The organism is Sphingobium sp. LMA1-1-1.1, assembly GCF_040676365.1.
In the GTDB taxonomy this organism is placed as follows: Bacteria; Pseudomonadota; Alphaproteobacteria; order Sphingomonadales; family Sphingomonadaceae; genus Sphingobium.
On record NZ_JBEGHS010000001.1, the window covers coordinates 530,249 to 546,925 of the forward strand.

The following is a 16,677-nucleotide window of genomic DNA, read 5'->3' on the forward strand; positions in this document are numbered from 1 at the left end:
CGCCCCGATCCTTTCGAACTGGGGCGATAGCTTTGCCTTACGCTCAGAATTTACCGGCTCGCCTGAGGCGCCCCCACTCCTCAAGTGCCGTCGCCGTAGTCATCGGCCGCCCGCGACTGTGCCACACCGGCAAGGCGCGCTGATTGATGAGTTGCTGGGCAAGGGTTTCGCTGATCCCACCATGGGCAGCAATGGCGCTGACGCCGATTAGAAGCCGCGGGTTCATGCTGCTCATGGCAATGCAATCCCTCTCGCGATGAGCGTCTCTTCGGCGACCGCATCCATTCGCTGGATTCGCAGCTTGATCTGCCGCGCGAACTGGCTCGATCCGCAGCGCAGATGATCCTGATATTGATCGACCAGTTCCGCGCGTCGTGCGATCAGGTCGCCGTTGATAGCTCCGCGTGATTGGTCGGTCCCATAGGCTGGCCTGGCCTGATAGTAATCGACCAGCTCGCACTCATCGATCGCCTCGCCCTCGTCCTCCACATTGCCGCCGCCCGGATCGCTTACCTCACATCCTGGGCCGCGCCGCTCTCCGTAGCCGAGAGCATAGGGGGTGAATGTGAAATCATCCTCGGAGTCGGTGCCATCCTCCAGATCGGAATCACCATCTGCGAAGTTGAGCAGTTCGATCAGTCGCTCAATTTCCGCCTCGATCGCTGCGCGGGTGGCTGGGCTGAATGTTGAATGGATACCCATCACGCCACCTCCGCATCGATCGACGCCAGCAGAGGGGCGAGGATATGGTCGCAATCGCCGAACTCTCGGACGATCAGTTGCAGCTTGCGCGCGATGATGTTGGGGGAACGGGAAGGATAGGCGATGACGGCATCGATCGCGCTTCGGTGCGCATCGCAGGCGGCGACCTGGGCCTCGTCGGCTTCAGGACAGCCGGCCGCAGCGCGCAGGCGTGCAGGCGCCTCCTCCTTCTCTTTCCTGAAGGCCGCTCCATCCACATTCCACTGCTGCACGGCTTGATTGACGCGCTCCTCATGCTGGGCGTCAGTTTCGCCGTCGATCTTCGGAACGGCCGGAAATCGCCGAGCTTCGAAGCGGTCCCACCAATTGCAGTCGAACGCCTCGATCGCCTCATGGAATCGGTTGGCAGCTTCTTCGCTCAAGTCGATGGCCGCGCTGTATGCGGCATAGGCGCGCTGTTCCTCCGCGAGTAGAACGAGCCAAGCCGGATCTTCCGCAGCGGCGCAGACCAGAGCGGGGGCAGCGGCTGCAACAGCAGGCGCCGCGATCATGGCTGGAACGATGGCGATAGCGCGCATGACAGCGCGCCGCGAAGTTGGTACTTCGTGCATAGCTTCAATCCCTCTTCACCAGGGGTTGCGGTTAGGCCTGGGGGAAAGGGTGCAACCTTTCCTTCAGGCTGCTACTGTGTTAACGCGGTTTCTATGAGCAGTCAAGAAACTATGTTAACAGGGAAACGGCGGGGGCCAAAACCGACCGGAAAGGGGCATGTGGTCGGAGTTCGTTTGCAGCCCGACGATCTCGCGGCGCTCGATTTGTGGATAGCAAAGCAGGACGGGCATCCTTCCCGACCAGAGGCTATCAGGCTGATCCTCAAGGAGAGGCTTGCATGACTTATCGGCTCACAGATCGCGAGCGTAAGCTGCTGGACCACCTGCAAATGGATGACGAAACATTCCAGATCCGGGGGCAGCTTCCAGTTGGCACTGGGGAAATTACTCTCCATCGGCTGACAGAACTTGGACTGCTGGAAACGGGCGGAGGTCGCTTCGGTGAAACAGGCTGGCGGCTGACCGATAACGGCTGGCGCTGCATGTATGGCAAGAGCCAGGCCGAGATGATGACGAACGGCGAACGTAACCATCCCCTTAAAGTATGGAGTTGGCCACCCACCCTAGACGGCTCAGCAACTGCGGGTCAGCGACACCGCAGACTTCAGACGCTCGCACCAAAACTCGGGATGTTGCCGCCGAAAGTAAGGCCGCTCGATTGATGCAACGCAGTCGGCAGAGCATCCATCCGCCAATCTAGCGGCGCTAAGCGACAGAATATCGTAATTTTTCCCTAAGCCCCTGAAGCTTTCCCCACGTCCGTCACCATCAGATCCCGAGCGCGCTCCGGCTCATATTTTTTGATTAGCGCCAGATATCGGTCGAGCTGCCGGGTCGTCGTGCTGTACCCCTGAGCCTTCAGCGTCTTCACGATACGTGACTTGAATGCGCTGGTAGTCACATCCGGACACCGCGGCTTCTCACTTTCTGCAAGCCAACAATCTACCAGTTGCTCATGTGAAAAGCCAAAGGCGCCCGCCGCCAATTCAGCACACCCTTTCCGCTCCTCCACCGTTTCCGGATCTTCGATCGCCCATGACGCAAGCTCGTCAGCTTCATCGAAGTATGAATCGGTGTCTATTTTGATCGTGCGCCACTCGAGAAACAGATCGGTGACCATCCTAACGTCGAAATGTCGCTGAAGTCGTTCCTTCAATTCTCCGGTAAGAGCATGACACGCGGCCAGTAGCACGGGGTCGAGCGCCAGGAACCATCTATCGGCGCGGGCCATCTCAATATGATGAACAGCGTGGGAAGTGCCTCGGACGAAAAACAACTCGTTGCTCGGCCGCGTGTCAAATCCCATCCCGCGATTATTGTACCGGCGCCATACCGGGAAATCCGATCCAATATGATCTTCCAGCGCGGGGCCCCAACGATTCCATCCCCGTGGAAACCATTCAGCTTTGAAGTTGCCCTTGCTGGTCATCTCCAGAACGACGTCGATGCGCGGCTTTGCGGGGATGCCATCTGGCCCCCATCGATCGCGTTTGCGACGGAAAAGCTGTTCGGTGTTATATTCCCAGTAGTTATGCATCTCGGCCAAGGTTTCTTCATCAAGGCCGTCAGCGAGATCACGAAGCATTTCGGACTGATAGGGGGCGAGGTCATGGCGCTCCAAGCCGAGGCGCCCCATTTCCCGCCAGATCAGTTTGAGGTGACCGATACGCGAGCGGTGCCGGCTGAAGTGGCTGAGATCGAATTTCGGCGTTGATACGCCATTTCTTGCCATTGCCGAAACCCCACCAGACTGTCAGGCACGCCTTATGCTGCCTGTTGCCTTGCATTGGCAACTCAGTTCGGCATCTTCTTGCGTTCTGAAGGGGCGGGCAATGCGCGGAATTCTCATATCATTTTTGCTGATCGCGGGTTGCAGCAGCGAGGAAAGCGAACTGCTCGACCGCGCCCAAACAGAGAGCGCAAAGCGACTCAAAGACCCCTACTCTGCGAAGTTCGAGGGTGTGCAGTTATGCCCAACAAAGGGGATGGTGACCGGCTCGATCAACGGGAAGAACAGCTATGGCGCCTACACTGGCGCCGTGCCTTTCGTCTATGACGCAGGACGGGTTTTTATGTCAGGCGAAGGTGCGGGCGGTGAGCTGCTGGATGCTATTGACCGCTGCTATGGAAACAAGCCTGGGACATCTCGACGCGAGGTTGAAGGCGTAGGTGGCGTGACCGCAGCGGAATAATGCACGATATTAGCTGTTGCTCAATCAATCCAAGGCGATAGCTTTCTTTCGATCAAGTTGGGGGAAAGAATCGAGCATGAGCACCAATATCAAAATTCCGAAACGGGCTCAGGATCGCATCGCCGCAGGACTGAAGCAGTATCAGAAGATCGTCGGGAAGCTACGCGAGCGGGACATCTCCGAGGCCGATACTGTGACGGTGGTAAAGGACATGCTCGCCGATGTTTTCGGCTATGACAAATATGCTGAACTGACGAGTGAGCAGCAAATCCGGGGGACATTCTGTGACCTAGCCGTCAAGGTCGAAGGGAAGCTGTATTATCTCGCTGAGGTGAAAGCCGCTGGCATCAACCTCAATAACACGCATCTGCGCCAGGCAATCAACTATGGTGCTCATCAGGGCATCGAGTGGATCATCCTCACCAACGCCATCGAATGGCGCATTTATCGGATCAAGTTCGGGCAGCCGATTGATTATGAGGAGGTCTTTTCTCTCGACATCTGCAAACTTTCGACACGCTCGCAGGATGATATCGCCAAGGTATTTCTCCTTTGCCGCGAAAATGTTTCCACCGACGCGCTCACGGCGTTTCACCAGCAAGCCCAGATTGTAAACCGCTTTGTAGTGGCTGATCTGCTCCGAGGCGGTGCCGTTGCGGCGACGGTTCGCAAAGAACTGCGTCGGCTTTTCGATGTGAAAGTCACGGATGAGGAAATCGCGCTCCTGATTGGTACAGAGGTTCTGAAACGTGATGTCGTGGACGGCGATCCGCCAGCAGCAGCCTCTGCAATGGTCAAGAAGGCCGAAAAGGCGCTCGAGCGGAAGCGGGTAAAAGCGGCGGCGATTGCTGCCGAATGAGAGGCAACGGCAACTGAGGCATCAGTTTGGTGCCAACCACAGCGTTGGCACCGGCCGCAACTTCTCCCGCCCAAACGCCTGGAGCCGGTCACGCCAGCCCAGCCGATCGCCTAAGCCAAGGTCAATCGGGCGACCCACACGATCCGGCCACGCCTTCAACGTGGTGTGATTGATCCCGTCGCGGTCGACGCGGGTCAGGACAGCTTGCCCCCCCACAGCCGGCGCGCTGAAGCCCAAACTCAGATCGAAGTCGTCCGCCCGCTGGGCCTCCAGCAATTCGACGCCCTGGGCCGCCGGGTTCCAGCATTTCGGATCGCCGAATTCAGTATCCGCAAGCGCGGGATATTTCTCCTCATCGAAGCCGGTTAGATATTTCCGCGTCGGCACCAGCGAATAAGGCCGGGCGCGGAAAGCCATCGTGTTATTGCCGATCCCCCATCCATAAGCGCGTCCTGCTGCGCGATCGAACGCTGCAATAACAGCGGCGCATGACCCGCCGCCTCCTTCCGCTAACGAATCCGCCTCACCGGCTCGGAACGCATCAGGCATCGCTGCTAGGAACTCGCGAAGGGTTGACGCGCGGATCGCCTCAAGGTGCGGGCGCACATGGTGCAGGAAAAGGCGCCCACTGGTTGCGACGGCGACATAGGCGGCCTCGCCAATGACGATGCCATGAACCTTCGGGCCGAACGCTTTGACAGCTCCCGTCAAAACGTCGAAATATGCGGTGTCGGTCAGCACGAAAGCCGCCTTCGCCTGCTCCTGCACGATCAGATTCATGGCTGTCATATGGCATCCTCCTTCCAGTCCGCGCGCTCGAATAGTTTGCCGCTCGAGCCAGGCGGTTTGAAGGGGACAGAAGCAGTATCGGCTTTGCCCGCACTCGGTCCCATGCCCAGTAAGCCGCCTGCCGACTGAAGGCCCGACATGACCAGGCCGGCATTGAGGGCACCATAGAGGGTGGTGCCCACTGCCCCGAACGTGCTGACAAGCGCGCCACTGATCGCCTGCCCGACACCAGGAATGACATTGACCGCGACCGCCGCGCCGATCGTCAGGATGCCCGCAAGTGTTTTGCCCAAAATAGCCTCCTCTTACACGCCGTCGCGCTGGTATTGAGTGAGCCGCGAAGGAATGTTCTTATTCACCGCCGCCATGCCGTGCCCAACCATCTGCGCCGCGCTTTGATTGGCTTTGGCGAGGATCAAGGATGCGAACTGGTCATTCATCACCGCGCCGCGTGCGTCGACGCTGATATGCTGAACGACGGTCGAACCGCCACGCGGTGATGCCAGTGCCCTGCTGCCTACGCTCAGCGTTTCGCCGCGGCTGACGTTAGCGATCGGACGACCGTTGAGGCTGAGCATGTTCGTGTCGGTGCCGCCGCGCCCAGCGATCGTCATGGATCCGCCAGACGCGAAGCCAAGGACTGATGTTACGGCCGACCCCAAGAAGCTTCCGAAGCTGCCTCCACCGCCGCTACCGCCCAGCCCGCCGATTCTGGATAGCGTGAACCGTGCCAGCGTTTCCGCGATGATGCGCAGGCCAATGGTCTTGAAATCGTCCCAGATCGCCTTCGTCCCGCCCCGGAACGCATCTTCATACAGGGTAGCGAGGGTGCGCAACTGCGCCTCCTGCTTATGGCGAAAATCGTCCGCTATCCGGTCGTTCGCGTCTTGGCGCAGTTCCAGTTCCTGATTGATCTGCTTCTGGACGTTCGAACCGTCGAAAATCGCCGGCATTGAAGCCGATGTCTACCCAACGCTGTTCCTGATTCTTCCATGCGGCTTCCGCAACGGCCTTCGCCTGGTCGACGCCCGCCTGCATCCTGAAGCTGAGTGCATCGCCTTGGCTGATCTGACCCTTCTTCTCTGCCAGATTGATGTCATCAAAGATCTTGCCATACTCGCGGACCGCCGCGCGTGCGGGATCATATTTCGGCAGGATGCGATCAAGGGCGGCCTCTAATTCGCGTTGTGCTGCGGCCAGTTCACGGACCTTCTTCGCGGCCTCGCGCTTGGCATCGCCGTCTTTCTTGGTCGCCTTCTCGGATTTGTTCGCGGCCTCCAATTCCCGGTCGCGGGTGCGGTTGAGGCTCTCCAGTTCCGACCGATAGGCGGCCGGCGTGATCTTGCCGGCCTCGAACTGATCATTGAGCTTGCCCAAAGCGCGGTCATAGCGCCCGGTGGCGGCGGTTGCCCTGTCGGTCGCCTCTGCTGCCTGGCGCTGTAGGACGGGGATTCCAGCGCGACGCACATTCTCGCCCTGCTTGGCAATCTCGCTGTTCTGTTCCGCAATGGCGGTGGTCAGGCGCCGGATTTCGCGCTCCTGTGTGGCGCCGGCGACGACGCCGAAGTTCACGCCGCCCTCGGGATCACCCTGCGCATTGGCTTGCTTGTCGGCAGTTTCGAGGCGAGCGCGGGCCGCCTCCAGCAATGCGATCGTAGCCTTGCGCGCGTTCTGCGCCTTCACCAGCAGCGCACCGGCCTCGTTATAATGCTGCTGCTCCGCCTGCTGTGACGTCTGGATGGCACCTTTCGTCGCCTTTTCCATGTCGCGTATCGCGTCGGCGAGCGACTTGGCAGATTTCTCATGTTTTTGTGAGGCTTCATCATCGGCCAGCAGCGAAGCTGTGAGGGTGCCAACTACGGAAGCGGCAGCCAACAGCGCGGCGCCCCATGGACCGGAGAAGAACGATGCCACGGCGCCGGCTTTGCCGCCCAGGTCGGACATTACATCGGCAAGCTGCGGCCCCTGCTGGGCGATGACGGTAAACAGAGACTGCCCGCCTGAAAGCTGAGCGCCAACGTCTGCGAACTGCCGCCCTATCTGTCGGCCAGCATAGGCGGCACGCTCCGTCCCTTTCTGCATGGTGTCGGTGGCACGGACGGTCACGGATGCCGCACTCCGCATCCGGGCCTCATAATCGTTGGTTTCAGCCCGCAGGCGAACGACAACTTCGTCGGCAGTGGCCATCCCTATTTCTCCATCTCACGGCTGACGGCGAGCGAAACCAGCTTCGCCACCTTGTCTTTTGTCGCGGCTGCTGCTGGTCGCATGAAAGGCCGTTCCGCCATTTTGCTGGTGCCGAATTCCAGCGCCGCCGAGTATGGCGCGGTGGACTTCACATCGACGGCAAGCGGATCATCCTTCGCCTGCTCCACGATGATGCCGCGCAACAGCATGCCGGTGTCGTTGTTCGGAGGCTCTCCGGGGGCGCTCGCTATATGGCGGTGCTTCTTCGTCTTTCGACCTGATGACGATCCTGCGGTGATGAGCCCCTGTGCCTCGCTCTGCACCAATGAGCCTCCTGTGTAGAGCGCACTGCGGACCGCCTCCTTCATCTGCGGCGATGCCATTTTCTGGAACCGCCTCAGGAGGCGATCAGCGCCCTTCACATCAGACATGGTGGTCAATCCTGTGGGGAATGGTGCGCGCCCATGGCTGATCGCCTATGGATTGCTCGACCGATTGGGATGCGCTGGCGGACAGCACCTCCGCCCATCATGCCGCGCCTCCTGTTGGATCGAATGCCGGACCCAGGATGTCATCGAGCGAGAGGCGCCTGGGCGCTGGCGGACCGGCGTAGATCTGGCGCATGGCAGCCCGCTCGCGGTCTGCGCGGCGCTGCTGCGCGGCCCTCCAATGGCGAATGTCGAGGATGCGGGCGCTCACTCGCCGCCCCCGGTGTTATCCACGACAGGCCAGCCGTGCTTGAGGCGCAGGCCATCCGCCAGCGTGCGAGCCTCGCCATATGTGCGAAATTCCCGGCTGGGGCGATCGACGCGCCGCGGCTCGATGCTGACGACGAACCGACCGCCGAAAACGCATTCGGTCAGGTGGATCGTCGGTTGTTCGGCGGGTGCCGATCCGCTATATGCACCAGTGTCGCCGCCAAGCAGACACGTAGCGCCTTCGCCGTTATCGGCGGGGGCGTTGCTCTTTCTGGGCATCGCGGGTCACGCGGCTTCCACGAGGCGCTTCACGCTCTCGATCTTGACCAGCCGGCGCCCTCCAATCCGAACGCTCTCAACCCGCCCTTCCTTGATGTACTTGTAGAGGGTTACTCGACCGATACCGATCGCCTTCGCCGCGTCATCCACGCTGCAAGTGATGGGCTGCATTCCTTCGTCTCCATGCGTTCCCGGCTGAATGCCGTTGAACTATGGGGCGAACATGGTTGAACAGGTGGCGTCCCGGCTATTCAGTCGAATATGACCGACCGTATCCGGCTAAAGGGGTTCAACCGGATAGATACTTTCCCGGATCGGCAATCATCGCATCTCCCCCATAGATCGCCATGATAATGAACGCGGCTTCCTGAGACGCCTCCGTCTCCACATCGTTCTTTCTGGCGCGCGCGAGCTGCTCGTTTCTAAAGGCCTGATATGCACGAAAGCGATTGAAAAACGCCCAAGCCTCCGACGCCTGAGAAGGCTCATATCCAAAGTATGCTCCATCAGCATCTTGCAGACGGCCTACCTGCCGCTTCGCCTCATCGATCCCCATTCCGCCGGTGTGGAGCCGTTCAATCTCGCGGCCCGCAATAAGCCAGCGCTCTCTAACTTGAATCTGGCTGCCGATGTCTTCCGAGCCTCCTTTTCCCAAGCCGCCGATGCTGAGCCGAATGCCGGCTTCGTCCGGCGCCCGCTCCAAAGCTTTGGCCAAAGCTTCACGAACCTCCGGGAGTATAGGTGCTGATGAGCGAAATAGCGTGATGAGAGCGCTCTTCAATGCCTTGCCAGGACGAAGCCCTACCAGTGTGTGCAAGGCCTCGTCGTTCATGCGCTTCACTGAGTCGTCATTCATCCCGCCACCATCCGCACGACATTGCTGCCGCCCTCACAATAATTCGCCCACGCGTCCATCATCTCGCGCCGCTTCGCCAGCAGCTTACCGCGGCGATATGCTGCCTCGACTTTGTTCTTGATCGTGTGGGCCAGTGCCGCTTCCGCGACATCGCTAGGAAAGCTCGTCTCCTCGCTGATCCAATCACGGAACGCTGACCGCATCCCGTGGACCGTGCCCGCCTCCCTCGCCACCCCTGCCTCCCGCAGAGCCTTCGCCATCGTTGCGTCGGACATGGCTTTGCCCTTGTGGCCTGGAAAAACGATGTTACTGCACTGGAAGGTCTGAGCCCGCTTCACGATCTCGACGGCCCGCGCGCCCAGAGGCACGACATGCTCTTTCCCAGCTTTCATGCGCTCGGCCGGAATGGTCCATAAGGCCTTGTCTAAATCGATTTCTGCCCAGTCGGCGCCGCGGACCTCGCCCGAGCGAGCCGCTGTTAGAATCAAGAACTCCAGCGCGAGATTGCCGACCGTCTCTTTCGCCCGGAGGGTCAGTAGCAGGCCGGCAACGTCGACATAGGGAAGAGCCGCGAAATTGCCCTTGCTTTCTCTCTGCGGGCCAAGGCCCAAGCCCACCGCTTCATTGGAAACCTGAGTGTCCCTAAATTCGCGCGCATGTGCCCAGTTCAGCACCGCCATAATGCGCTGACGAACGCGGCGGGCCGTCTCGGGGCGTTTCTGCCAGACTTCGCCTAAGGCGTCGATCACCTGGGCAGCGCCGATCTTGTCGACGGTCAAATGCCCCAGCTTGGGATAGGCATATGTCTCCATCGTGGTTTTCCACTGGTCGACATGCTTGCCGTTGCTCCAGATGCCCTTTCGTTCGTCATGGACTATCCCGGCCGCTTCCTTGAAAGTGGGAATTTTACGGATCGCCCGTCGCCGCTCTGCGCGCGTCAGGATCGGCAATCCATCCCGACCTGTCTTGCGGAGAGCGCGAGCTTTCTCGCGGGCTTCGGCCAACGTCAGATCGGCGAACGGGCCGAGCCCCATGTCTCGCCGTTTGCCTTCCGCATCGCGGACGCGAGCAATCCAGCTTTTCGCGCCAGAGGTACTGACGCATAGGATTAGGCTTTCGCCAATCGAATGCCGCCCTGGCGACTTCGCAAGAGCATTTACTTCCGCAACTGTCGCAGGCTTCACCCGCCGAGGACGCAATATGGTCATTGACCGCTCCACACCACTTTCCCCACTCATATGCATGAATAGAGCTGAACGTCAATGAACGATGTTGACTTTATGTTCTTTCACAATCCCCAGAAATGCGTGGGTTATATGAATGGAATTGAATGCCGTTGGTTCGATTCCCGGCAGTCACCCTGTCCGCCATCCAGTTTGATCCGCGTTAAGGCGACGCGATTTTCTTCATGCTAGAAGCGGCCGATAATCATCGGAGGTGACAATGTCTGCCGATACCGACGCACGTTATCTGTTTCGGCGTGCAAGAGAGGAAGCCGCGAAAGCCGATGCCGCTGCAAAGCGGAGTGCGGCATCGCAGGAAATTGCCGCCCATCGTGAACTCGCGCTGCGCTATCGGGTACGGGCGCTTGCCATGTCCTGTGCCGATCAGGTTCTCCATGATGCGCTGGGGCGGGAACCCTGATCATCGGTATTTGCTGGTTGATGACGGTCAGCTTGCGGCTGCCTGATCCTCCGGACGTTTCGCGTTCCGGGATGCGGAATAAAAATGCGCCCCCGGGCAAGGGAATGCCGGGAGCGCGATCTGTTTGCTGTCGGGCATCCAAATCCATTTCCGCTTAGCAAGAATGGACGTTCATCGCAATCTATCCAAAGGTAGATCGTCGCCTTTCCGTAACGTCAATCGGCGGTCACGGGTGGGCAATCCTTCGAGCCGAAAGGCGGCCTGAACCATGCAAATGGCGATAGCACCGCACCTTCGTCATCAGGCTGAAATTGCGCGCGAGCCAATGTGATGACCCGGCGCGGGACGCTGCGAAGGCGCGCGTGGAACCATTCACCAGCGATCGGGACCGATCGCGGCAGGTGATTCCCGAAAAACCATAAGGCCAGGAGGGTGACCTGACCCAGTCAGGTCAGAACCCTTCTAGTTGAGCGCACCGTGGCAATGCTTGTATTTCTGGCCCGATCCGCATGGGCATGGCGCGTTGCGGCTGATGTCCAGATTGGCGAACTCGCCAGCCGGTCCTCCTGCGGCGGGACGAGGCAGGGTCGTCGTGATGCCGCTGATCTGACCACCGTCGAAGTCTCCGCTATTATCCTCGCCCGAAAACGGGTCGATATGCGTCGTGATGAAGTCGGGCAGTATCGGCAGGTCGAATTCCGGCAGCGGCTCCTCCATGCGGAACTGGACGCGGGCGATGGAGCCGGTCACATCCTCGCGGATATTGCCGAGCATGCGTTCAAACAGGGCGAAGGCTTCCTGCTTATATTCATTGATCGGTGTTTTCTGGGCATAAGCGCGCAAATGGACAACCTGGCGCAGCGCGTCGAGGGTCGACAGATGCTCCTTCCAATGATGGTCCAGACTTTGCAGCAGGATCGACTTTTCGATCATATGCCAACTCTCGGGATCAAGTTCCCTGACCTTCTCGGCCACGGCCGCGTCGGCCAACGTCCTGAGCCGTTCCTCGATCATCTCCGGATCGACATGGTCCTCGGCCAGCCAGGCGTCGAAATCGGGTTCGAGGTTCAGCACCTCGGCCGATCGAACCTTCAACCGATCGATATCCCATTGTTCGGGATAGGTACCCTGCGGGCATGATGCGCCGACAAGATCATTGACCGTTTCATGCCGCATGTCGGCAACGACATCATCAACCGTATCCGCATCCATGATGTCGCTGCGCTGTTCGTAAATGACCTTGCGCTGATCGTTCATCACATCGTCATATTCGACGACCTGCTTGCGGATGTCGTAGTTGCGGGCTTCCACCTTCTTCTGGGCAGTCTCGATCGCCTTGCTGAGCCATTTGGACGGGGGCAGCGCCTCGCCATCCTCCAGGTTGGAGCGGATCATCTTGGCGAACATCGTGTCCGGGCCGAAGATGCGCATCAGGTCGTCGTCGAGGCTCAGATAGAAGCGCGAAAGGCCGGGGTCACCCTGACGGCCCGAACGGCCGCGAAGCTGGTTGTCGATGCGGCGGCTTTCATGCCGTTCCGTGCCCAGCACGAAAAGGCCGCCAGCCGCGAGAACTTCCTGCTTTTCGGCCTCGATCTCTGCATCGATCCGCGCGATGGCGGCTTCCCGCTCCGGCCCTTCGGGCATGTCGCGCAGTTCGTCCTCGACGCGGAATTCAAGGTTGCCGCCCAATTTGATGTCGGTACCGCGACCGGCCATGTTGGTGGCGATGGTGACGGCGCCCTTGCGGCCTGCCTGCGCCACGATATGCGCTTCGCTTTCATGGAAGCGGGCGTTGAGGACGGCGTGCTTCACGCCTTCCTGCGTCAGGAATTCGGAGAGCATTTCCGATTTTTCGATCGAAACCGTGCCGACAAGGACAGGCTGGCCCTGCTCCGCATGGACCTTGATGGTCTTGGCGATTCCGCGGAACTTGTCTTCCAGATTCTTGTAGAAGCTGTCTTCCTCGTCGACACGTTGCACCGGCCGGTTGGTCGGGATGGTGACGACGTTCATCTTGTAGATTTCGTAGAATTCGGTGGCTTCGGTCGCGGCCGTGCCGGTCATGCCGCCCAGTTTCGGGTACATGCGGAAATAATTCTGGAAGGTGATGGAGGCGAGTGTCTGGTTTTCCGGCTCGATATTCACCGCTTCCTTGGCTTCCACCGCCTGGTGCAGACCGTCCGACCAGCGGCGGCCATCCATCATGCGGCCGGTGAACTCGTCGATGATGATGACCTTGCCATCCTTGACGATGTAATCGATGTCGCGGCGGAACATCACGTTCGCACGCAGCGCCTGATTGACATGGTGGACGACGGCGGTGTTTTCGAAATCATAGAGGTTGGCACCTTGCAGCAGCCCAGCCCCTTCCAGCATGCGCTCGATCTTCTCGGTCCCGTCCTCGGTCAGCGTGACGGTGCGCTGCTTCTCGTCCTTCTCATAATCGCTCTCGTCCAGCTGCTTCACGATGGCATCGACGGAGACATAGAGCTCCGACTTGTCATCGGTCGGGCCGGATATGATCAGCGGCGTGCGCGCTTCGTCGATGAGGATCGAGTCCACCTCGTCGACGATGGCGAAGTTGAAAGGCCGCTGCACCATCGACGCGCGGTCATATTTCATGTTGTCGCGCAGGTAATCGAAGCCGAGCTCGTTATTCGTCGCATAGGTAATGTCGGCACTGTACGCCTCGCGGCGCTGGTCCTCCGACAGGTTCGGCACGATGACGCCGGTGGTAAGGCCCAGGAAGCGATAGACCTGTCCCATCCATTCGCAGTCGCGGCTGGCCAGATAGTCGTTCACGGTGACGACGTGGACGCCCTTCCCTTCCAGCGCGTTCAGATAGGTGGCGAGCGTCGCGACCAGCGTCTTGCCCTCGCCCGTGCGCATTTCGGCGATCTCGCCGCGATGAAGCACGATTCCGCCCACCATCTGCACGTCATAATGGCGCTGGCCCAAGGTCCGCTTGGCGGCTTCCCGCACCGTGGCGAAGGCTTCGGGCAGCAGGCCGTCAAGCGTTTCACCCTGTGCCAGCCGCTCCCGGAACCGCACGGTCTGCGCCGCCAGTTCCTCGTCACTCATGGCCGAAATGGTGGGTTCGAAAGAGGCGATCTGTTCGACGGTCTTGCCCAGCGACTTCACATAGCGGTCGTTGGAGGAGCCGAAAATAGACTTGGCGAGTGCGCCGAACATGCAAATTCCTGACAAAAGGGGACGCGCACGCCTTTTGGGGCGATGCACGCGGACATGCGCGGCGATTTAGGACGCGCACAGGCGTTAGTCAATCAGAGCGGGCATGCCGGATAGCATCGGAAAGCTCCATGTCCGCCCATCTCTCCGTTGACGGACGGGCATATTGCGCTAAGCGACGGGCATGACAGAACGTTCGCCCCTTGCCCCCGCTGCCTTTCCTGAACTTCCGCCCATTGCGGGCGTCACCGCGCGCGTCGCCAGGGCGCGATACAAGAATTGGGACAGGTGCGACCTCACCTATGTAGAGCTGAGCGAAGGCACGGCCGTGGCGGGCGTCACGACGCAGAGCAAATGCCCCTCTCCTGAAGTCGAATGGTGCCGGGACGCCATTCCACTGGGTTCCGCGCGAGCCCTGGTGGTGAATGCGGGCAATGCCAATGCCTTTACCGGCCACCGGGGCCGTGCAGCGGTGGAGGCGATCGCCGCCAAGGTCGCGAACCATCTGGATTGCCAGCCTTCCAGCGTCTTCATCTCCTCGACCGGGGTAATCGGTGTTCCTTTGCCGGTGGACAAGGCGGAGGCAGGGCTGGAGGCCGCCTTTGTCGCCGCGCCCTGCGGCTGGGAAGAGGCAGCGACCACCATCGGCACGACCGACACCTATGCCAAGGGCGCCCGCGCCTCTGCCATGATTGGCGGCACGCGGGTCGAACTGGTCGGGATTATCAAGGGTTCGGGGATGATCGCTCCCGACATGGCGACGATGCTGGGCTATATCTTCACGGACGCCGCCATCGACGCCAAATTGCTGCAGCAGATTCTGTCCGCCGCCAACCGGAAGAGCTTTTCCTGCATCACGGTCGACAGCGACACGTCCACCAGCGATACGGTGCTGGCCTTCGCAACGGGCAAGGCGGGCAACCCGCCGCTCCTCTCGATGGAGGATGGCGGGGCGGACGCCTTTGCCGCGGCGCTCGACGATCTTTGCCGCCAACTGGCGCATCTGGTGGTGCGCGACGGCGAAGGCGCGACGAAATTCGTTCAGATCACCGTCGAGGGCGCGGAAAGCGACGCGAGCGCCCACCGCATCGCGCTTTCCATTGCCAACTCACCGCTCGTGAAGACCGCCATCGCGGGCGAGGATGCCAATTGGGGCCGCGTGGTGATGGCGATCGGCAAGGCAGGCGAGCCGGCCGATCGGGACAAGCTCTCCATCCGCTTCGGCGCGACGCAGGTCGCATCGGGCGGGCTGGCGGTGGAGGGCTATGACGAGGCGCCGGTGACGGCCCATCTCAAGGGGCAGGACATAGTGATCGGCGTCGACCTAGGGCTGGGCGATGGTCGGGCCACGGTTTGGACCTGTGACCTGACCCACGGCTATATCTCGATCAATGCGGATTATCGCAGTTGAGAAAAGGACGGGCCTGATGCCCACGGAATTGCATGAACCCGTCGTCGCGCTGATGCGCGAGGTGGCTCGTGACGTGGTGATGCCGCGCTACCAGAATCTCGCCAGCCACGAGGTGGCCGAGAAAGCGGCCGATGACTTCGTCACCATCGCCGACAAGGAAAGCGAATTCCGGCTGGCGGAGGGGCTTTCCGCCATCCTGCCCGAAGCAGGCGTCATCGGGGAAGAAGCATGCGCCGCCGATCCCGCCATGCTGGACCGCGCGGGCGAAGGGCTCACCTGGATCATAGACCCCATTGACGGGACCGGGAACTTCGCCGCGGGAAAACCGCCCTTCGGCATCATGGTCGCGCTGGCGGATGCAGGCACGATTTTGGCGGGTTGGATATTGGACCCGCTGACCGGACGCATGTGCCACGCCATATTGGGCGCTGGCAGCCATATCGACGGTCAGCAGGTCCATGCACGCGAAAGCGGCGAAGCGCTGCCGATTGCTGCGCTTGCCGTCCATTTCATGACGGAGGAGGAGCGCGCCGACGTCAGGCGCCGGTCGGAGGCGATCTTCCAGCTGGTGGACATTCCCCGTTGCGCTGCCGAGCAATATCCGCGCCTTGTGCTGGGGCAGAATGACGTATCGGTCTTTGCCCGCACCTTGCCCTGGGATCATGCGGCCGGGACGCTGTTCGTGAACGAAGCGGGCGGGCTGTGCCAGCGGCTGGACGGTTCACCCTATGTCGTGGGTGATCTGCGACGCGGGCTGCTTGGGGCTTCATCCCCTCGCCTCTGGGATCTGGCGGCAGACCGGCTGTTCCGTTGATGGAGCGAGGCGCGGGGAGCGCGATCGCGGAACGCCAGCTTCCAGAACGAAAAATGCTCCCGCAAATGCGGGAGCACCAAAGGGAAAGGCCGTTTCAGGCCTTTCCGGACATCATCAAAGGACGCTTTCGATCCAACCCTTGAGCGCGCTCTTGGGCGCCGCGCCCACCTTGGTGGCGGCGGCTTCGCCATTTTTGAAGAGGATCATCGTCGGAATGCCCCGCACGCCATAGCGGCCGGGTGCATCGGGGTTTTCGTCGATATTGATCTTCGCGATGGTGACCTTGTCAGACAGTTCGTCCGAAATTTCTTCCAGCGCCGGGCCGATCATCTTGCACGGGCCGCACCATTCCGCCCAGAAATCGACAAGCACGGGCTTGTCCGAATTGATGACGTCCTGCTGGAAGCTGAGGTCGGTGACTGCCTTGGTAGCCATTTAGATATCTC

The 16,677-nt window shown here is 60.5% G+C and carries 22 protein-coding genes; 6 read left to right on the forward strand and 16 right to left on the reverse strand.

Annotated elements, in window-relative coordinates:
* Positions 1-43 precede the first annotated feature (43 nt).
* From MRBLMA1_RS02605 to MRBLMA1_RS02615, 3 genes are read right to left on the reverse strand one after another with little or no spacing between them, the layout of a single operon-like run.
* Positions 44-235, reverse strand: a complete 192-nt coding sequence (locus MRBLMA1_RS02605; protein WP_363734841.1) for a hypothetical protein — start codon at positions 233-235, stop codon at positions 44-46.
* A complete protein-coding gene (locus MRBLMA1_RS02610) occupies positions 232-702 on the reverse strand; it encodes a hypothetical protein (protein WP_363734842.1) in 471 nt (156 codons plus the stop codon). The genes MRBLMA1_RS02605 and MRBLMA1_RS02610 overlap by 4 nt, the downstream gene beginning before the upstream one ends.
* Positions 702-1,313, reverse strand: a complete 612-nt coding sequence (locus MRBLMA1_RS02615; RefSeq protein WP_414714748.1) for a DUF5059 domain-containing protein — start codon at positions 1,311-1,313, stop codon at positions 702-704. Before MRBLMA1_RS02615 ends, MRBLMA1_RS02610 begins: the two co-directional genes overlap by 1 nt.
* Before the next feature lie 278 nt (positions 1,314-1,591).
* Between MRBLMA1_RS02615 and MRBLMA1_RS02620 the strand changes: the two genes are divergently transcribed.
* A complete protein-coding gene (locus tag MRBLMA1_RS02620) occupies positions 1,592-1,975 on the forward strand; it encodes a hypothetical protein (protein WP_363734844.1) in 384 nt (127 codons plus the stop codon).
* 71 nt (positions 1,976-2,046) lie between these two features.
* Here the strand turns inward: MRBLMA1_RS02620 and MRBLMA1_RS02625 are convergent, their stop codons facing one another.
* Entirely contained in the window at positions 2,047-3,045 is a 999-nt protein-coding gene (locus MRBLMA1_RS02625; protein WP_363734845.1) for a hypothetical protein, read from the reverse strand.
* Positions 3,046-3,145: 100 nt separating this feature from the next.
* Between MRBLMA1_RS02625 and MRBLMA1_RS02630 the strand changes: the two genes are divergently transcribed.
* Positions 3,146-3,505 carry a hypothetical protein gene (locus MRBLMA1_RS02630; protein WP_363734847.1) on the forward strand — a complete coding sequence of 120 codons (360 nt, stop codon included), beginning with the start codon at positions 3,146-3,148 and terminating at the stop codon, positions 3,503-3,505.
* A gap of 76 nt (positions 3,506-3,581) precedes the next feature.
* Positions 3,582-4,364, forward strand: a complete 783-nt coding sequence (locus MRBLMA1_RS02635; protein WP_363734849.1) for a type I restriction enzyme HsdR N-terminal domain-containing protein — start codon at positions 3,582-3,584, stop codon at positions 4,362-4,364.
* Between the two features lie 21 nt (positions 4,365-4,385).
* Here MRBLMA1_RS02635 and MRBLMA1_RS02640 read toward each other — a convergent pair whose 3' ends face one another.
* The 10 genes from MRBLMA1_RS02640 to MRBLMA1_RS02685 form a co-directional block, all read right to left on the reverse strand.
* A complete protein-coding gene (locus MRBLMA1_RS02640) occupies positions 4,386-5,144 on the reverse strand; it encodes a hypothetical protein (RefSeq protein ID WP_363734851.1) in 759 nt (252 codons plus the stop codon).
* A 5-nt stretch (positions 5,145-5,149) separates the two neighbouring features.
* Positions 5,150-5,446, reverse strand: coding sequence for a hypothetical protein (locus tag MRBLMA1_RS02645; RefSeq protein WP_363734852.1), 297 nt, complete (start codon positions 5,444-5,446; stop codon positions 5,150-5,152).
* 12 nt (positions 5,447-5,458) lie between these two features.
* Positions 5,459-6,106 carry a hypothetical protein gene (locus MRBLMA1_RS02650; protein WP_363734855.1) on the reverse strand — a complete coding sequence of 216 codons (648 nt, stop codon included), beginning with the start codon at positions 6,104-6,106 and terminating at the stop codon, positions 5,459-5,461.
* Positions 6,003-7,340, reverse strand: a complete 1,338-nt coding sequence (locus MRBLMA1_RS02655) for a phage tail length tape measure family protein (protein ID WP_363734857.1) — start codon at positions 7,338-7,340, stop codon at positions 6,003-6,005. Before MRBLMA1_RS02655 ends, MRBLMA1_RS02650 begins: the two co-directional genes overlap by 104 nt.
* 2 nt (positions 7,341-7,342) lie before the next feature.
* On the reverse strand, positions 7,343-7,771 hold the full coding sequence (locus tag MRBLMA1_RS02660) for an HK97-gp10 family putative phage morphogenesis protein (RefSeq protein WP_363734859.1): 429 nt from the start codon (positions 7,769-7,771) through the stop codon (positions 7,343-7,345).
* A 97-nt stretch (positions 7,772-7,868) separates the two neighbouring features.
* The gene (locus MRBLMA1_RS02665; protein WP_363734861.1) at positions 7,869-8,039 is read right to left on the reverse strand and encodes a hypothetical protein; all 171 of its coding nucleotides are present in this window, start codon (positions 8,037-8,039) and stop codon (positions 7,869-7,871) included.
* Positions 8,036-8,317, reverse strand: a complete 282-nt coding sequence (locus tag MRBLMA1_RS02670) for a hypothetical protein (RefSeq protein WP_363734862.1) — start codon at positions 8,315-8,317, stop codon at positions 8,036-8,038. Before MRBLMA1_RS02670 ends, MRBLMA1_RS02665 begins: the two co-directional genes overlap by 4 nt.
* Before the next feature lie 6 nt (positions 8,318-8,323).
* The gene (locus tag MRBLMA1_RS02675; RefSeq protein ID WP_363734863.1) at positions 8,324-8,488 is read right to left on the reverse strand and encodes a helix-turn-helix domain-containing protein; all 165 of its coding nucleotides are present in this window, start codon (positions 8,486-8,488) and stop codon (positions 8,324-8,326) included.
* 118 nt (positions 8,489-8,606) lie between these two features.
* Entirely contained in the window at positions 8,607-9,149 is a 543-nt protein-coding gene (locus MRBLMA1_RS02680; RefSeq protein ID WP_363734864.1) for a hypothetical protein, read from the reverse strand.
* A 20-nt stretch (positions 9,150-9,169) separates the two neighbouring features.
* Positions 9,170-10,381 (reverse strand): tyrosine-type recombinase/integrase, encoded by a 1,212-nt coding sequence (locus MRBLMA1_RS02685; RefSeq protein WP_363734865.1) that lies wholly within the window; start codon positions 10,379-10,381, stop codon positions 9,170-9,172.
* Between the two features lie 235 nt (positions 10,382-10,616).
* On the opposite strand from MRBLMA1_RS02685, the gene MRBLMA1_RS02690 reads away from it, so the two are divergent.
* Positions 10,617-10,817, forward strand: coding sequence for a hypothetical protein (locus MRBLMA1_RS02690; RefSeq protein WP_133654158.1), 201 nt, complete (start codon positions 10,617-10,619; stop codon positions 10,815-10,817).
* A 462-nt stretch (positions 10,818-11,279) separates the two neighbouring features.
* On the opposite strand, the gene secA is transcribed toward MRBLMA1_RS02690, so the two are convergent.
* Positions 11,280-14,009 (reverse strand): preprotein translocase subunit SecA, encoded by a 2,730-nt coding sequence (gene secA, locus MRBLMA1_RS02695; RefSeq protein WP_363734867.1) that lies wholly within the window; start codon positions 14,007-14,009, stop codon positions 11,280-11,282.
* A 181-nt stretch (positions 14,010-14,190) separates the two neighbouring features.
* Here secA and argJ point away from each other — a divergent pair, with 181 nt between their 5' ends.
* Together argJ and MRBLMA1_RS02705 are read left to right on the forward strand one after the other, a co-directional pair.
* Entirely contained in the window at positions 14,191-15,417 is a 1,227-nt protein-coding gene (gene argJ / locus MRBLMA1_RS02700) for a bifunctional glutamate N-acetyltransferase/amino-acid acetyltransferase ArgJ (protein WP_363734868.1), read from the forward strand.
* 16 nt (positions 15,418-15,433) lie between these two features.
* Positions 15,434-16,231: an inositol monophosphatase family protein gene (locus tag MRBLMA1_RS02705; protein ID WP_363734869.1), complete on the forward strand. Its 798-nt coding sequence runs from the start codon at positions 15,434-15,436 to the stop codon at positions 16,229-16,231.
* Positions 16,232-16,345: 114 nt separating this feature from the next.
* On the opposite strand, the gene trxA is transcribed toward MRBLMA1_RS02705, so the two are convergent.
* On the reverse strand, positions 16,346-16,666 hold the full coding sequence (gene trxA / locus MRBLMA1_RS02710; RefSeq protein ID WP_363734870.1) for a thioredoxin TrxA: 321 nt from the start codon (positions 16,664-16,666) through the stop codon (positions 16,346-16,348).
* Between the last annotated feature and the right edge of the window lie 11 nt (positions 16,667-16,677).

Coding starts and splice junctions, on each gene's coding strand:
- MRBLMA1_RS02605 (WP_363734841.1), bottom strand. CDS start 235: ATGAGCAGCATGAACCCGCGGCTTCTAATCGGCGTCAGCGCCATTGCT.
- MRBLMA1_RS02610 (WP_363734842.1), bottom strand. CDS start 702: ATGGGTATCCATTCAACATTCAGCCCAGCCACCCGCGCAGCGATCGAG.
- MRBLMA1_RS02615 (WP_414714748.1), bottom strand. CDS start 1,313: ATGCACGAAGTACCAACTTCGCGGCGCGCTGTCATGCGCGCTATCGCC.
- MRBLMA1_RS02620 (WP_363734844.1), top strand. CDS start 1,592: ATGACTTATCGGCTCACAGATCGCGAGCGTAAGCTGCTGGACCACCTG.
- MRBLMA1_RS02625 (WP_363734845.1), bottom strand. CDS start 3,045: ATGGCAAGAAATGGCGTATCAACGCCGAAATTCGATCTCAGCCACTTC.
- MRBLMA1_RS02630 (WP_363734847.1), top strand. CDS start 3,146: ATGCGCGGAATTCTCATATCATTTTTGCTGATCGCGGGTTGCAGCAGC.
- MRBLMA1_RS02635 (WP_363734849.1), top strand. CDS start 3,582: ATGAGCACCAATATCAAAATTCCGAAACGGGCTCAGGATCGCATCGCC.
- MRBLMA1_RS02640 (WP_363734851.1), bottom strand. CDS start 5,144: ATGAATCTGATCGTGCAGGAGCAGGCGAAGGCGGCTTTCGTGCTGACC.
- MRBLMA1_RS02650 (WP_363734855.1), bottom strand. CDS start 6,106: ATGCCGGCGATTTTCGACGGTTCGAACGTCCAGAAGCAGATCAATCAG.
- MRBLMA1_RS02655 (WP_363734857.1), bottom strand. CDS start 7,340: ATGGCCACTGCCGACGAAGTTGTCGTTCGCCTGCGGGCTGAAACCAAC.
- MRBLMA1_RS02660 (WP_363734859.1), bottom strand. CDS start 7,771: ATGTCTGATGTGAAGGGCGCTGATCGCCTCCTGAGGCGGTTCCAGAAA.
- MRBLMA1_RS02670 (WP_363734862.1), bottom strand. CDS start 8,317: ATGCCCAGAAAGAGCAACGCCCCCGCCGATAACGGCGAAGGCGCTACG.
- MRBLMA1_RS02675 (WP_363734863.1), bottom strand. CDS start 8,488: ATGCAGCCCATCACTTGCAGCGTGGATGACGCGGCGAAGGCGATCGGT.
- MRBLMA1_RS02680 (WP_363734864.1), bottom strand. CDS start 9,149: ATGAACGACGAGGCCTTGCACACACTGGTAGGGCTTCGTCCTGGCAAG.
- MRBLMA1_RS02685 (WP_363734865.1), bottom strand. CDS start 10,381: ATGACCATATTGCGTCCTCGGCGGGTGAAGCCTGCGACAGTTGCGGAA.
- MRBLMA1_RS02690 (WP_133654158.1), top strand. CDS start 10,617: ATGTCTGCCGATACCGACGCACGTTATCTGTTTCGGCGTGCAAGAGAG.
- secA (WP_363734867.1), bottom strand. CDS start 14,009: ATGTTCGGCGCACTCGCCAAGTCTATTTTCGGCTCCTCCAACGACCGC.
- argJ (WP_363734868.1), top strand. CDS start 14,191: ATGACAGAACGTTCGCCCCTTGCCCCCGCTGCCTTTCCTGAACTTCCG.
- MRBLMA1_RS02705 (WP_363734869.1), top strand. CDS start 15,434: ATGCCCACGGAATTGCATGAACCCGTCGTCGCGCTGATGCGCGAGGTG.
- trxA (WP_363734870.1), bottom strand. CDS start 16,666: ATGGCTACCAAGGCAGTCACCGACCTCAGCTTCCAGCAGGACGTCATC.